This window comes from Chromohalobacter marismortui, assembly GCF_004364315.1.
In the GTDB taxonomy this organism is placed as follows: domain Bacteria; phylum Pseudomonadota; class Gammaproteobacteria; order Pseudomonadales; family Halomonadaceae; genus Chromohalobacter; species Chromohalobacter marismortui.
In genome coordinates this window covers 198,769-214,034 of the sequence record NZ_SOBR01000003.1, presented here as the reverse complement: position 1 = coordinate 214,034, position 15,266 = coordinate 198,769, and the positions used below count along the sequence as shown (strand labels likewise).

The window sequence follows — 15,266 nt, the reverse complement described above, 5'->3', positions numbered from 1 at the left end:
CATGAAGCATGCGTCGGATCGCCTGGGCATCTACGAGGACATGCTCGAGTGTTCTCGGGCGATGCGTGAAAGCGCGCAGCAACAGGAGTGGGATACGCTGATACAGCAGCGAGCCCGCTACGTGGACGATGTCGAAGCGTTGCAGCGCATGCCGCAAGACGGTCGACTCAATGCGCAAGAGCGTCAGTATTGCGCACGCATGATCGAGGAAATTCTCGAGCATGATCGTGCCATTCGAGCGCAACTCGATGCGCGTTGCGAGGAGCTCACACAGTTGATGGGCAGCTCTCGGCGCCAGCAAGCGTTGGTACGCGCCTATAATCAGGGGCAGGGCACATTATCGCAGCGCACACGCCCCTCCCGGGGCTCTGAAGGTCGCACGTGAGTGGTATTAACTCCATCATTGACACCCTGCTGCACCAAGTGCTGGGGCAGCGGGTCGATGCCTTGAAAGCGCGTGACTTACCGGCGCCGGTCAAGCCGGTGCTTAACGGTAATGCCATTGAAGCATTCACGCGTGAGAGGGGAGGATTACAGCAGCAGGGCGTTTCGCAAGCTGAACTCGCGTCGGCAAAGAAGATGCCGGTATCTCCTGGGGTGGAAGTATCGTCAGGCAAAGCCGGGGACAATCCGCCCTCGGCATCGCCTCATTCATCCACCACGCATTTGAGTACTGCCGCGCGTACCATTGCCGATGTGCTGGCACGCTTTCCAGCGCCGCCTTCGTCGATTACCTCGCCGCAGGCGTTGCTCCAGGCAGGCGATGCCTCGCCGAGGCTGCTGGCATCTCAATTGCAGCAAAACATTCAGCACAGTGGCGTATTTTACGAGTCACACCTGGCGCGTTGGCTGAAAGGCGAATGGTCGACGGCTGCCTTGGCGCGTGAACCGCAAATGGCATTGGCGCCGCGGATGACGGGAATGTCCGGTCTGGGTGCCGATCAGGTCACGATGCGTTCATCGGATACGAGGCCGACGGCCACTCGTTCGCTCATGGCCGAGACGACGCTGCCAACGCTCACTTCCTTGCGTCCCGCGTTTGCCGTCAACCGCTTCGTCAATGCCCCCCTGCTTGCTTCGCCACCCGCCGCGTCCCCCGATCTGCCCTTGGCGCGCGGGGAAGGGCTCTCGAATGCACAGGGAGCGACACAGGCGAGTGTAGCCTTGCAGCAGGTCGGCACGGATCAAAACGAGACGTTGCAGGCAATCGTCCGCCACCAGCTGGAAATGCTGGTAACGCCGACCCTGCGCTGGGAAGGCATGCTGTGGCCAGGCATCATGCTGGCCATGACCCTGCAGCAATGGTCAGGTGGCGAGGATCAAGACACTGGTGATCCATCGTCATCTCGAGAGCATGACAAGTCCCCATGGCATAGCGAGATGAATATTTCCTTGCCGCATCTAGGTGATGTGCATATCGCCATGACGCTGCGTGCCGAGCAGGCATCGGTGGCGATTTCGGCGCCCGAAGGGGCCGCTCTGTCACGCCTATCCGAGCAAGTCGCGACATTGCATGAACGCCTCGAGGCGTTGGGAGTGCAGGCCGCTATCGACGTGCGGCGCCTGAGTGACGCAGAGACGAGCGAGGAGCACCATGAGTGAGACCCCCGACGAAAGGCGCCGCGCCGTTGCGTTGGCGTATCAAGACCCGTCGGCAGCGCCGGTGGTGGTGGCCAAAGGGTATGGCGAACTGGCCGAGCGTATCGTCTCCACCGCCAAGAGTGATGGCATTTTCGTGCATGATGCGCCCGAATTGGTGGCGCTTTTGATGCAGGTCGACCTCGATGCCCAGATTCCCCCCATGCTATATCAAGTCATAGCTGAGCTGCTGGCCTGGCTCTATGACCTGGAGCGTGAAGAGGCGGCTACACGCGCTGAATGATAGGTACGACGAAGGGGTGCGGCTTATTGTCGCGCCCTTTTTATATAGCTTGCGAATGTTGAGCCTGCTATGGCAAGCGTTGACGTACCGTCATGGCTTGCCTTTGGCGTGTTGTGGCGTCACCGGGGGTGGGCGATATCGTACGCAAGGATGAGAATACTCATGCTTTTTTTGTAATGAATTGTTGGTTTCCATGTGAGAGATGTTGAATTTTTTCATAAAAACGTCTCAAAATAATGCGACGGTAAGAATCGAGTCAGCAGTAAAAAGCAAAAAAGACTCTCCGGAGAGGGGCCGTAGAAGCCTCCTTCGCCAAAATAACGTCGTACGCAGGGAATAATATGGAAACCGATAGCCTTCTGGATGATATCCAAGATATCAATCTGTCCTACCTGCTGCTTGCGCAGCGCATGATCAGCGAAGATCGTACCACCGCCCTCTTTCGTCTCAAGATGGACGACGAAATGGCGGACTTGATCTCGTCCTTGTCGATCAAGCAACTGACACAACTCGCGCGAACGAATCAACTGCTCTGCCGGCTCTGTTATGAGGAGCCGGGGCAACTTTACAAGCTGACGCACAATCAGCGGGAGCAGGGGCTGGGGCAGACGCATGCTGCCCTGTTGATGGCGAGCGCACACCACGAGTGCTCGTCCGTCTCTTCGAATTGAGGAGTGTCGTCGTGAGTGACAAAAGTCTAGTGGGCGAAATGCTGCAGGTGCAGCTCGCCATCGAATTGATCGATCTCGGGGCGCGTCTACAGGTACTCGAGACCGAGACGGATTTGAGTCGTGGGCGTTTGATCAAGCTGTACAAGGAGGTGCGTGGCATGTCACCTCCCAAGGGCATGTTGCCGTTTTCGACCGATTGGTTCATCACCTGGATGCCGAACATCCACTCCTCGTTGTTTTACAACATTTATGCAAATCTGCTCGACGCGCGAGACTGCGAGCGGATGTCGGCTTTCGTCAAAGCCTTCAGGCTCTACCTGGAGCAGGTGAGTCTCGATGAGAGCGAGCCGGTGTTGGGGCTGACGCGCGCCTGGACGCTGATTCGCTTCTTCGAAAGCGGCATGATGCAACTCTCTGCCTGTACGAGTTGTGGTGGACGGTTCGTGGCCCACGCGCACAGTCCCGATCACGACTTCGTATGCGGTATCTGCCAGCCGCCATCGCGTGCCGGCAAGACGCGCAAGAAACGCCAGACCGAGGATCGCGTGACCACGCCGCCTCGCCAGCCTGCGTCGACACCTGAGCCGGACGTCATGACCGCACGTCGCCTCGTCGCTAGATGAGCGAGGCGATCCCGGTGTCGTCGTGATCCTAGGATGACGCGCGACACCGGGAGCCGGCGTGTCGCATTTCTGTGTTTTTTCATTCAAGGCGTGTCGTTTCCTGCCGATAGAGATATCAACGGGCCAGTCATGCATGTCGCTAGGAGCGTTCTGCTGTGTTGATTCTAATCGGCTATGTGATTGTTATCGCATCGATCGCGGGGGGCTACACCCTCGTTGGAGGCCACTTCGGTGCGCTGTTCCAGCCATCCGAAATTCTCATGATCGTCGGTGCTGCCGTGGGGGCCTTCATTGCGGCCAACAATGGCAAGGCGATCAAGGCCACGCTGCGTACGTTTTCGAAACTCAAGCGTACGAACAAGTACAACAAGGCGATGTACATGGAACTGATGGCATTGCAGTACCGCTTGCTGGCCAAGGCACGGCGGGACGGCATGCTGGCCATCGAGCGCGATATCGACTCCCCCGAGGATAGTGCGATCTTCTCCGACTACCCGAAGATCTCCAACGACCCCTTGATCATGGCATTCATCACTGACTATTTGCGTTTGATGGTCAGTGGCAACATGGATCCCTTCGAGATCGATACGCTCATGGAGCATGAGATCGATACCTTCCAGCATGAGGCGGAAATACCCGTACACTCTTTGCATAGCGTCGGCGACGGTTTGCCGGCGTTCGGCATCGTGGCGGCCGTGATGGGCGTCGTTCACGCCTTGGGGGCGGCGGACCAGGGGGCTGCCGCCATGGGGCAGATGATCGCGCAGGCGCTGGTGGGGACCTTTTTGGGGATATTGCTGGCCTACGGGTTCGTGATTCCCGTTTCCCAGCGCCTCCAGCTTCAGGTCACCGAGGCGATCAAGATGTTGCAGTGCATCCGCGTGACGCTCATGGCAAGTCTCAACGGCATGGCGCCGCAATTGGCAGTGGAGTTCGGGCGCAAGGCGTTGTTCATCGCCGAACGTCCTTCGTTTACCGAGCTTGAAGATCATGTTCGCTCGGAAGGCAGTGCGACGCGTGGCACGGGGACGGGCTAAGCATGAGCAGCGAACGCCGTCCGATCATCGTCAAGCGCAAGAAGGTCGTCAGCAAGGGACACCACGGTGGGAATTGGAAGATTGCCTACGCCGACTTCATGACGGCCTTGATGGCGCTTTTTCTGGTGCTTTGGATCCTGTCGATGGTGCCTAAGAACGAACTCAGTCATATCGCCGAGTATTTTCGCACCCCGCTGGCTGTGGCACTGGCGGGGGGCGACAAATCGACGGCAAGCACCAGCGCTATCCCTGGCGGTGGGGCGGATCCGACTTTTTCGGAAGGCGAGGAACGGCGCCTGGATGTGCGCCAGCACTCGCGGCCCAGCGACGAAATGCGTCGTTTGAGGTTGCTTCGCGAACGCCTGGAGCGCCAGGTTCGTGAAGATCCGAATCTGCGCAGGATGAGTTCGCAGCTGCGCACTGGCTTCATTCCTGAAGGGCTGCGCATACAGCTGGTCGATACCGACAAGCGTCCCATGTTCGAACTGGGCAGTACACGGCTTGCTCCCTATATGCGCGACCTGCTGCAAGCGTTGGCGCCTGAGCTCAATAGCGTCCCCAATGCGATCAGTCTGACCGGCCATACGGATAACTTGCGCTACGCAGGGGGCGAAGAAGGCTACAGCAATTGGGAGTTGTCGGCGGACCGTGCCAACGCCTCGCGGCGCGCTTTAGTGGCGGCGGGGCTCGACGCCGACAAGCTGCTGCGGGTTGCCGGCATGGGATCGCGCGTCAATCTCGAAGGCACCAAGCCCAGTGACGCCGTCAATCGACGCATCAGCATCGTCGTGTTGTCGGAGAAGGCTGCCGAGCAAATACGCAACCGTGGCGAGGTTGGGGCGGCGAGTCCCGAAGCAATGCTTGACAGCATGGACGACGCGCCGCGCACGCCAAGCTTGTCGCCGACGCAGGGCGGCAACTCGATAATGCGCAATGCGCTTCCTCAAGTTTATGAACGCACCACCGGTGGCGGTGAAGGGCAAGATCAGCCATCGCCCTAACGATCACGATCACGTGGAACGAGCATGGATATAACTGAATTCTACGAGACCTTTTTCGAAGAGGCCGAAGAGCTACTGGGCGACATGGAACGGCATCTGCTCGAGCTGGATCTCGACGAGCCGGACCCGGAGCAACTCAATGCCATTTTTCGTGCCGCACACTCGATCAAGGGAGGTGCGGGCACGTTCGGGTTCAGCGTGCTGCAGGAAACCACGCACATGCTCGAAAACCTGCTGGATTACGCTCGGCAGGGCGAACTCACCTTGCGCACGGACATTGTCGATCTCTTTCTGGAAACCAAGGATATGCTTCACGACCAGCTTAATGCTTACCGCAATGGCGACGAGCCGGACCCGGAAGCCTTTGCCCGCATTTGCCAGACGCTGAAGCAGTTGGCGCTGGAGGAGCTGGGGCGTGGCGTGGGGAGCGAACCGGATGCCGAGATCGCGTCTCCCGAACACGTGACCGAGAAGGCTGAACGTTCGGCCGTCGAGGAGGCGGTAGAACAGGAGGCGGCAGCTGCCCCTCAGGAAGCGGCGCCGTCCGCCGACAGTGGCTGGCTACGTGTCGTGCTCTTGAATGTGTCCGATAAGGATCGCGAACTCCTCGTCGAAGAGCTGGGGAACCTGGGCACGGTGACAGAGCAGCACGGTGATGCGGCTCGCTATGAAGTGGTGCTCGAAAGCGCCACCAGCCGTGACGATATCGAAGCCGTGATGTGTTTCATCGTCGAGCCCGAGCAATTGAGTGTCGCCGCGATTGCGGCGCCGGCCGAGCCGACACAAGGGGCGCCAGAGACGACCTCGGCGTCCGCCGTGTCTCAGGACGACGCGCCTGTGTCCGAGGCGCCGGCCGCTGCCGAGCGGGCGGAGGCTCCCGCAGAAGAAAAAGCACCGGCCCGGGCCGCGACCGGTGACAAGCCGGCGAATGCGGCCCCGGGTGGCAAGGGCGGTGGTGCCAAGAAAAAAACCGGGGGAGAGTCGGCAACGATTCGCGTGCCGGTGGAAAAGGTCGATCAGATCATCAACCTCGTCGGCGAGCTGATCATTACCCAGTCCATGCTCGATCAAACCGCCAGTGAGCTCGATGTGGCCGCCCATGGCCCGTTGGTCAATGGCATGAATCTGTTGCAGCGCAATGCGCGTGATCTGCAAGAGTCGGTGATGTCGATCCGCATGGTGCCGATGGATTACGTCTTCAGCCGCTTTCCACGCTTGGTTCGCGATCTCACCGGCAAGCTGGGCAAGGACATCGAGCTGGTCACCGAGGGGCAGTCCACCGAGCTCGACAAGAGCCTGACCGAGCGCATCATCGATCCTTTGACGCACCTGGTGCGCAATAGCCTCGATCACGGCATCGAGATGCCTGATGAACGCGAGGCGGCGGGCAAGCCGCGCACCGGGCAGTTGACGCTTTCCGCCCAGCATCAGGGCGGCAACATTCTCATCGAAGTGAAGGACGATGGTGGCGGACTCAATCGCGAGAAGATTCTCGCCAAGGCCGCTCATAATGGGCTGACCGTTTCCGACAGCATGAGCGACGACGAGGTCTGGCAGCTGATTTTCGCGGCGGGATTCTCGACCGCGGATCAAGTCAGCGATGTTTCCGGGCGCGGCGTGGGCATGGACGTCGTCAAGCGCAACATCCAGGCCATGGGGGGGCACGTCGAAATCCAGTCCTGGCCCGGGAAAGGCACCACGACCCGCGTGGTATTGCCGCTGACCCTGGCCATTCTCGATGGCATGTCGATCAAGAGTGGGCCGGAAATCTTCATCCTGCCACTCTCGGCGGTGCTCGAATCATTGCAGCCCAGCAACGATGACATCTACTCGATGGCGGGCAACGACAAGCTGCTCAAGGTGCGTGACGAGTACCTGCCGCTGATCGCCTTGTACGACATCCTGAACATCGAGGGCGCCGAGCAGGATCCGACCCAATGTATCGCGGTCATCCTGCAGGCCGAAGGGCGACGCTATGCCTTGTTGGTCGATGATCTCGTCGGTCAGCAACAAGTGGTGGTCAAGAATCTCGAAACCAATTATCGCAAGGTGCCGGCCATTTCGGCCGCGACGATCCTCGGGGACGGCAGCGTGGCGCTGATTCTCGACGTCGCCGATATCAACCGCTTGCATCGTCAGCGTGCCAATGCCCCCAAACACGCCGAACTAACTGCATCACGCCAGGAGGACGTAGTCTCATGAGCGATATGACCCAGGCCGCCGAAGCGGCCATCGATACGCAAAGCCAGGAATACCTGGTGTTCTCGCTGGGCAGCGAGGAATACGCCGTCGATATCCTGAAAGTCCAGGAAATCCGTGGCTACGAAAACGTTACCCGTATCGCCAATGCGCCTGATTTCATCAAGGGCGTGACCAATTTGCGTGGCGTGATCGTGCCGATCGTCGATCTGCGCATCAAGTTCCATCTCGACAAGGTCGAGTACGAAGGTCAAACCGTGGTGATCGTGGTCAACGTCGCCGACCGCGTCGTGGGCATCGTGGTCGATGGGGTGTCCGACGTCATGACGCTGTCGTCGGACCAGATCAAGCCCGCGCCGGAGTTCGGTGAGACGCTGTCTGCCGATTATCTCAGCGGCCTGGGCAGTCTCGAGGACCGCATGCTGGTCATCGTCGATATCGAGAAACTGCTCACCAGCGAGGAAATGGCATTGGTCGAGCAACAAGCACAATAGAGCCGTCGCGTGTCGTCACGAGAAAACGCCAACGCCAACCAATAAAAACGAACACCAGGGAACCGTATCATGCGCAATAACCAGCCCGTTACTCAGCGCGAGCATGAGCTATCGGATGAAGATTACCTGTTGTCCCGCACCGATTTGAAAGGGGTCGTCACCTACGCGAATCCGGCTTTCGTCGAGATCAGCGGCTTTAGCTATGAAGAGCTCGTGGGGGCGCCACACAACCTCGTACGTCATCCGGACATGCCGCCGGCGGCGTTCGAAAATCTTTGGGTCACGCTGAAGAAAGGAGAGATCTGGAGCGGGGTGATCAAGAACCGTTGCAAGAACGGTGACTTCTACTGGGTACACGCCACCGTGACGCCGATCTTCGAGGGCGGCGAGATCGTCGGCTATACCTCGGTGCGCGTGAAGCCTTCCGCCAAGGCGCGTGCTGATGCGGAGCGGACCTATGCGGCCATGTCGGCCGGCAAGCGCCGCGGGGTAAAGCTCGCACGTGGCGAGATCCGGCATACTGGTGTTCTGGCACGTCTCAAGCGCGTCAAGATCAATACCTTCAAAGGGCGACTGGTGAGCATGGTCGTGGTCGCCGTGTTGATGCTGGCGGTCAGCAGTGCACTGTCGATGGTGAGTTTGCGAGGTGCAGGCGACAAGCTGCAAGACTTGTCCCAGAGAGGGCTGCAAGACGTGGCGCGCTTGCAGCAGGTCGGCCAATTGATGTCCCAGGGGCGTGACCTGGTCGACAAGCCGGTCAGCAACCCCATGTCCGGTGACATGAAGGTAGTGACCCAGAAAGCCGAGTCGTTGATGGCGACGTTGCGCGACACATGGCGTGCTTATTATCAGGATCGCCCCGCCAATCATACCGAGGCGGCGAAGGCGTTTGATGCGTCCGTGCAACGCTATCTCAACGATGGTATGCAGATCGTGCTGGATACGCTCAATGCGGGCGATTTCTACGAGGCCTATGTGGCCTACAACGATGTTCTCGAAGGTAAAAGCGATCAGGTCAGCGAGCAGCTCAATGCCCTGATCGATGAAAAACGCCAGGCGGCCTTGTCCATGGCGACTGAAGCGGCCGATACGCAGCAAGAGATGTTGCTATGGCAAGCGGGCGTGTTCATCGTTGGGCTGATCGTGTTGGTGGTGTTGGGGATCATCACGGTGCGTTCGACCCTGCGTCCCGTGCGCGAGGCCCTGGATTTCTCACTGCAGATCGCGGCCGGTAATCTTGGCGCCAGCCTCAAGGGCGGCAAGCAAGACGAAATCGGGCGCCTCACCCGTGCCCTGGACACCATGCGCCGCAGCCTTGGCAATATCGTCAAGGAGGTCAACGATAATGTGGGCGTGGTGTCACCCGCGACGCGCAACATTGCCGAAGGCAACGAAGACCTTTCCTCGCGGACCGAACAGCAAGCCGCATCGCTTGCCCAGACAGCGTCCAGCATGGAAGAGATGACCGCCACCGTGAAGCAGAATGCCGACAATGCGCGCCAGGCAAGTCAGCTCTCGAGCACGGCGAGCGAGACGGTGCGTCAGAGTGGCGAGGTCATGGGCCAGGTGGTCAGCACCATGGGGCGTATCCGCGATAGCTCCCATCAGGTGGCCGACATCGTCGGCATGATCGACTCGATTGCGTTTCAGACCAATATTCTGGCGTTGAATGCCTCCGTCGAAGCGGCCCGTGCTGGTGAGCAAGGGCGTGGTTTTGCCGTCGTCGCCGGCGAGGTGCGTAACCTGGCGAGTCGCAGTGCCCAGGCGTCGAAGGAAATTCGCGAGTTGATCGACAACTCCACGAAGGAGGTCGAAGGCGGTACCGACCTGGTACGCAAGGCCGAAGGAAGCATTGAGGAGGTCGTCAATTCGGTGACGCGTGTCAACGACATCATGAACGAGATCACGGCTGCCTCCGATGAGCAGAGCAGTGGCATCGAGCAGATCAATCAGGCCATCACCCAGATGGACGATGTCACCCAGCAAAACGCGCATCGTGTACAGCAGACGGCCTCGGTCGCCGCACAGCTCGAGTCCAGTGTGCAGGATCTGTCACGCTCGGTGGCCGTCTTCCGCCTGGCGGGTAACGGGGTCGAGACGGTGAGACGTAACAAGAGCTCGGCGAGTCTTGCCAAGCCGCAGGCCGTCTCGCGTGATGGCGGAGAGGGTAAAGCGACGTCTTCTTCCGATTCCGCACAGCGTCAGGAAACCTCACTGGTGTCCCGGCGTCAGCAATCGCAGGAGGCAGGCGCTCACCAGGCATCACATGAAGAGGAGTGGGAGTCCTTTTGAGCGATTTTCGTCAGTTTCCTGCGCCGCAGGAGGAACATCCTGGCCTGTTCGGAACCGCCGACCGTGATCTCGAATTCACGGAGGCGGATTTCGACAAGATACGCACGCTCATTTATCAGCGCGCCGGCATCGTGCTGGCGTCGCACAAGCGTGAGATGGCCTATAGCCGCTTGGCCAAACGGCTAAGGCTACACGGGATGCGTCGTTTCGCTGAGTATCTGGACCGGTTGGATCAGCGGCCTGACTCCTCCGAGTGGGAAGCGTTCACCAACGCCCTGACGACGAACCTGACCTCGTTTTTCCGAGAAGCACACCATTTCCCGCTGCTCGCGGCGCACGTCAAGCAGGCGACGTCTCCGGTGCGTATCTGGTGTGCGGCGGCCTCGACGGGCGAGGAGCCCTACTCGATCGCCATCACGCTCAGCGAGGCTCTGGGGAGTCGTGCGCAGCAGGCCGAAGTCTTGGCCACCGACATCGATACCGATGCCTTGAACAAGGCGCGTCAGGGCATTTACTCAGTAGATCAGCTGGAAAAAGTCTCCGAGGAATACCGTCGGCGATTCTTCCTGCGTGGCAGCGGCGCTCGCGCTGGCATGGCCAAAGTACGCCCCGAGCTGGCGGCCATGGTCGATTTCCAGCCGCTCAATCTGACGGCGTCGGGGTGGGCGGCCAAGGGACCCTTCGATGCCATTTTCTGCCGTAACATCATGATTTACTTCGACAAGGAAACCCAGGCGCGCATCCTCGAGCGTTTCGCGCCCTTGTTGAAACCCAATGGCCTTTTGTTTACCGGCCATTCGGAAAATTTTTCCTACCTGACGCAGCGCTTCAAGCTACGTGGCCAGACCGTGTACGAATTATCGCGCTGACCCTTCAGTGTTCACGCGACCGGCCGATAGAACATGCATATCGGTTTGCCGTGCCTGGTAGTACGTTGGCTGGCTTCATGGGTCATGCCTGACGTGCCCTGACACGAAGATTAAGGAGTGGTGGCGTTGTCCTCGAATAAGATCAAGGTGCTATGTGTCGATGACTCGGCGCTGATTCGCGACCTGATGAGCAAGATCATCGACAGTCAGCCGGATATGGAGGTCGTGGCAACGGCACCCGATCCCCTGGTGGCCAGGGATCTCATCAAGCGTACCAACCCCGACGTGTTGACGCTGGATGTGGAAATGCCCCGCATGGATGGGCTCGATTTTCTCGAGCGCTTGATGCGTTTACGCCCCATGCCGGTATTGATGGTGTCGTCGCTGACGCAAAAGGGATCCGAGATCACCCTGCGTGCCCTGGAACTCGGCGCCGTCGATTTCGTCGCCAAGCCGGAGATGGGCATCCGCGAAGGCATGCTCGAATACACCGAAATGATCGCCGACATGATCCGCGCGGCAGCGCGCTCGCGTCCCAAGGCCGTGGCCAAGCAGCCGCCGGCGAAGGATGCAGCACCGCTCAAGGCGCCGATCCTGTCGAGTGAGAAAGTCATCATCATCGGTGCCTCGACGGGGGGCACCGAAGCCATCCGCCATGTGCTGGAGCCTCTGCCGGCCAATAGCCCGGCGATCCTGATTACGCAGCACATGCCGGGCGGTTTCACGAAATCTTTTGCCGAACGTCTCGACAAGCTATGCCGCATCTCGGTCAAGGAAGCCGTCGACGGTGAGCGTGTGCTGCCCGGTCACGTCTATATCGCGCCCGGCGACTGGCACATGAAACTCGCGCGGTCGGGCGCCAACTATGTAATACGTCTGGATGATGCGCCGCCCGTGAATCGCCATCGTCCCTCGGTGGACGTGTTGTTTCATTCCGCTGCGCAAAGCGCAGGACGCAACGCCATCGGCGTGATCCTCACCGGCATGGGCCGGGATGGTGCGGCGGGCTTGCTGGAGATGCGCCAGGCCGGGAGCTACACCCTGGCCCAGGACGAAGAAAGCTGCGTGGTGTTCGGCATGCCGCGCGAGGCGATCGTCGCGGGGGCGGCGATCGATACCATCGCGCTCTCCGAGATCCCCGCTGCGCTGATGAAACGCGCCGAAGCCTCCGGACGCGCACAGCGGGTATGACGCGACCTAGACAACAAACCGGGGCCCCCTTATTCATCATCGACTCAACCACCGCAACCGACGTCAGGGAACTCATCAGGAGACGACATGGGAAAAATGCTGAACGACCTTTCGGTCAGGGCCAGCTTGACGATCGCATTGACCGTCATGGTCGTCATGTGCGCGATCATCAGTGCCATGGGATTCTATTCCAACCAGAAAAGCGCCGAGGCGATGGGTACCATCGGCACCATCGGGTTCGAGCAGACCAACACCATCAACCGTGCCACCGTGAACCTGATACGCGCGCGCGGTCTGCTGGCCAGCTATCGCAATGCGGTGGAAGCCGAACATAGCGAGCGCGCGCAGCAGCTTCAAGACGAGATCGAGGCGGCGCTGCAAAACGCCGGCACGCGCATTGGTCAGTTCGATGACGTGGCCAAGACCGATACTGGACAAGAGTACGCGGCACGTATCGACGATGCCTTTGTCGCCTTGCGTGACGAGATCCAGCGCCAGATGACCGCGGGCGAGGAGGCCGTGCGTACCGAGGATGATCAGCGTATCAACCCGTTGATGAATACTCTCGACGACAGCGTGCGCGATTTCATCCAGTACGCTGAAGCTCGCGTCGACGCGGCCATCGCCGCCGATGCCGACAACAGCCGGTTGATGGAAATCCTCTCCATCGTGCTGTTGGTTCTCGCCATCGTCGTGGCGATCCTGGTGCGCCTGATGCTCGTCAAGTCGGTGGTCAAGCCGCTGGACGAAGCGGTCGAGCATTGCGAGCACATCGCCAAGGGCGATCTCTCGCACACCATCGCCGAGCGCGGCAAGAACGAGATCGGGCGGTTGTTCAACGCCATGCGCGACATGCAAAACGGTTTGGTGGGGACGGTCACCTCCGTACGTGACGCCAGTGGCTCGATTCATGGCGGCGCTCGCGAGATTGCTTCCGGGAATGCCGATTTGTCGTCGCGCACCGAGCAGCAGGCCGCCTCGCTCGAAGAAACGGCTTCCAGCATGGAAGAGCTGACCTCCACCGTGCGCCAGAATGCCGACAATGCGCGTCAGGCGAGTTCCCTGGCCAGCGATGCCTCGACCACGGCCGGGCGCGGTGGCGATGTCATGCAGGAGGTCTCCACGACCATGCAGGGCATCACTGAAAGCTCCAAGCAGATCTCCGATATCATCGGCATGATCGATTCGATCGCCTTTCAGACCAACATCCTGGCGTTGAACGCCTCGGTCGAGGCGGCGCGTGCCGGGGAGCAGGGACGTGGCTTTGCGGTGGTCGCCAGCGAGGTGCGTAATCTGGCCAGCCGCAGCGCCGAAGCCGCCAAGGAAATCAAGGGCTTGATTCATACCTCGACCACCCAGATCGAACAGGGCTCCGAACTGGTGGGCAACGCTGAAACCACCATGCGCGATGTCGTCGCGGCGGTGAAACGCGTCAGTGACATCATGGATGAAATCTCCGCGGCGTCGCAGGAGCAGAGCGATGGTATCGAGCAGGTCAGCCAGGCCGTGACCCAGATGGACCAGGTGACCCAGCAGAACGCTTCTCTCGTTCAGGAAGCCTCCAGCGCCTCTGCGTCGCTCGAGGAACAGGCGCAGCGCCTGGAAGATGTGGTGTCCACGTTCCGCTTGCCGGGCGGCAGCACGCGCCAGTTGCCGCGTGCCAATACGTCGGCCGGCAAGTCCGCCGGGTCGTCCGCCACGCCAACGACTTCTGCGCAGGGTGCCTCTCAGCGTGTGCCGGCCAAGCGCGCGCCGGCCACCCAAGAAGAAGACGAATGGGAAGAGTTCTAAGCCATGCCGCCCGGGGCGTGTTCAATGCGCCCCTTTAGAGTACAGGCTCGCGACGCGAATGAATCAGCCAAGTTGAATGAATCGGAGGATGTATGGCAGACAAGAACATGAGCATTCTGGTCGTGGATGACTTCCCGACCATGCGGCGCATCGTGCGCAGCCTGCTCAAGGAGTTGGGCTTCAATAACGTCGATGAAGCGGAAGACGGTCAGGAAGCCCTCAACAAGCTGCGGGCCGGTGGCTTCGAGTTCGTGGTTTCGGACTGGAACATGCCTAACCTCGATGGGCTATCGATGCTCAAGGAGATCCGTCAGGACGATGCCCTTTCGGAACTGCCGGTGCTGATGGTCACGGCGGAAGCCAAGAAGGAAAACATCATCGCCGCCGCGCAGGCGGGGGCGAATGGATATGTCGTGAAGCCGTTCACCGCCGCCACGCTGGAAGAGAAGCTGGACAAGATTTTCGAGAAACTGGGCAAGTAAGTTCGCACGAGGAGGGCAGGCCATGAGCGGTGAAACGCAGCCGGAGCATAGTACGGATGGCACCCCCGCTGACGATCTGATCCACAAGATCGGCAAGATGACGCGCATGCTGCATGAAAGCATGCGCGAGCTGGGGCTGGACAAGGAGATCGAAAAGGCGGCCGAAGCGATTCCCGATGCGCGGGATCGCCTCAGTTATGTCGCGGACATGACCGAGCAAGCGGCGGAACGGTCACTGAATGCCATCGACCAGGCACAGCCGCTGCAAGAGCGCATGGAGTCGGGAGCCGAGAAGCTCGACCAGCGTTGGGAGGAATGGTTCGCAGCGCCCGTCGAGCTGGATGATGCCAAGGAGTTGGTGAAGGATACGCGCGAGTTCCTGCGGGATGTGCCGCTCCAGACCAAGGCGACCAACGCGCAGTTGCTCGAAATCATGATGGCCCAGGATTTTCAGGATTTGACCGGTCAGGTCATCAAGAAAATGATGGATGTCATTCGTGAGATCGAACAGCAGCTAGTGCAAGTGCTGATCGATACCGCACCGGATGGTCATAACAAGGAAGAGTTGCAGCAGCTCGCCGACGAACGTTCACGCAAACCTCAGAAGGGTGGTGATGAGTTGCTCAATGGGCCGCAGGTCAAGCCCGAAGGAGCCGACATCGTCAACAACCAGGACCAGGTCGACGACCTGCTCGATAGCCTGGGTTTTTGATCCCTCCTCCTGCTGCCGGTGG

The 15,266-nt window shown here is 59.9% G+C and carries 15 protein-coding genes; all 15 read left to right on the top strand.

Annotated elements, in window-relative coordinates; all coding sequences use genetic code 11:
- The first annotated feature begins 1 nt into the window (after window position 1).
- Window positions 2-385, top strand: coding sequence for a flagellar protein FliT (gene fliT / locus C8E00_RS07530; RefSeq protein ID WP_166638275.1), 384 nt, complete (start codon window positions 2-4; stop codon window positions 383-385).
- Entirely contained in the window at window positions 382-1,602 is a 1,221-nt protein-coding gene (gene fliK, locus C8E00_RS07525; RefSeq protein ID WP_133696459.1) for a flagellar hook-length control protein FliK, read from the top strand. Before fliT ends, fliK begins: the two co-directional genes overlap by 4 nt.
- Window positions 1,595-1,882 carry an EscU/YscU/HrcU family type III secretion system export apparatus switch protein gene (locus tag C8E00_RS07520; RefSeq protein WP_133696457.1) on the top strand — a complete coding sequence of 96 codons (288 nt, stop codon included), beginning with the start codon at window positions 1,595-1,597 and terminating at the stop codon, window positions 1,880-1,882. Before fliK ends, C8E00_RS07520 begins: the two co-directional genes overlap by 8 nt.
- Before the next feature lie 341 nt (window positions 1,883-2,223).
- Entirely contained in the window at window positions 2,224-2,553 is a 330-nt protein-coding gene (gene flhD / locus C8E00_RS07515) for a flagellar transcriptional regulator FlhD (RefSeq protein ID WP_133696455.1), read from the top strand.
- An 11-nt stretch (window positions 2,554-2,564) separates the two neighbouring features.
- On the top strand, window positions 2,565-3,176 hold the full coding sequence (flhC, locus tag C8E00_RS07510) for a flagellar transcriptional regulator FlhC (RefSeq protein ID WP_133696452.1): 612 nt from the start codon (window positions 2,565-2,567) through the stop codon (window positions 3,174-3,176).
- 155 nt (window positions 3,177-3,331) lie between these two features.
- Entirely contained in the window at window positions 3,332-4,213 is an 882-nt protein-coding gene (motA, locus tag C8E00_RS07505; RefSeq protein WP_133696450.1) for a flagellar motor stator protein MotA, read from the top strand.
- A gap of 2 nt (window positions 4,214-4,215) precedes the next feature.
- A complete protein-coding gene (gene motB, locus C8E00_RS07500) occupies window positions 4,216-5,214 on the top strand; it encodes a flagellar motor protein MotB (RefSeq protein ID WP_133696448.1) in 999 nt (332 codons plus the stop codon).
- Between the two features lie 24 nt (window positions 5,215-5,238).
- Entirely contained in the window at window positions 5,239-7,416 is a 2,178-nt protein-coding gene (gene cheA / locus C8E00_RS07495) for a chemotaxis protein CheA (protein ID WP_133696445.1), read from the top strand.
- A complete protein-coding gene (gene cheW, locus C8E00_RS07490; protein ID WP_133696443.1) occupies window positions 7,413-7,907 on the top strand; it encodes a chemotaxis protein CheW in 495 nt (164 codons plus the stop codon). Before cheA ends, cheW begins: the two co-directional genes overlap by 4 nt.
- A 69-nt stretch (window positions 7,908-7,976) precedes the next feature.
- Window positions 7,977-10,199 carry a methyl-accepting chemotaxis protein gene (locus tag C8E00_RS16810; protein WP_133696440.1) on the top strand — a complete coding sequence of 741 codons (2,223 nt, stop codon included), beginning with the start codon at window positions 7,977-7,979 and terminating at the stop codon, window positions 10,197-10,199.
- On the top strand, window positions 10,196-11,068 hold the full coding sequence (locus C8E00_RS07480) for a CheR family methyltransferase (RefSeq protein ID WP_133696438.1): 873 nt from the start codon (window positions 10,196-10,198) through the stop codon (window positions 11,066-11,068). The genes C8E00_RS16810 and C8E00_RS07480 overlap by 4 nt, the downstream gene beginning before the upstream one ends.
- Before the next feature lie 126 nt (window positions 11,069-11,194).
- Window positions 11,195-12,259: a protein-glutamate methylesterase/protein-glutamine glutaminase gene (locus C8E00_RS07475; RefSeq protein WP_133696435.1), complete on the top strand. Its 1,065-nt coding sequence runs from the start codon at window positions 11,195-11,197 to the stop codon at window positions 12,257-12,259.
- An 87-nt stretch (window positions 12,260-12,346) separates the two neighbouring features.
- On the top strand, window positions 12,347-14,050 hold the full coding sequence (locus C8E00_RS07470; protein WP_133696433.1) for a methyl-accepting chemotaxis protein: 1,704 nt from the start codon (window positions 12,347-12,349) through the stop codon (window positions 14,048-14,050).
- A 92-nt stretch (window positions 14,051-14,142) separates the two neighbouring features.
- Window positions 14,143-14,532, top strand: coding sequence for a chemotaxis response regulator CheY (gene cheY, locus C8E00_RS07465; RefSeq protein WP_075369676.1), 390 nt, complete (start codon window positions 14,143-14,145; stop codon window positions 14,530-14,532).
- 22 nt (window positions 14,533-14,554) lie between these two features.
- A complete protein-coding gene (cheZ, locus tag C8E00_RS07460; protein WP_133696430.1) occupies window positions 14,555-15,244 on the top strand; it encodes a protein phosphatase CheZ in 690 nt (229 codons plus the stop codon).
- Window positions 15,245-15,266 lie beyond the last annotated feature (22 nt).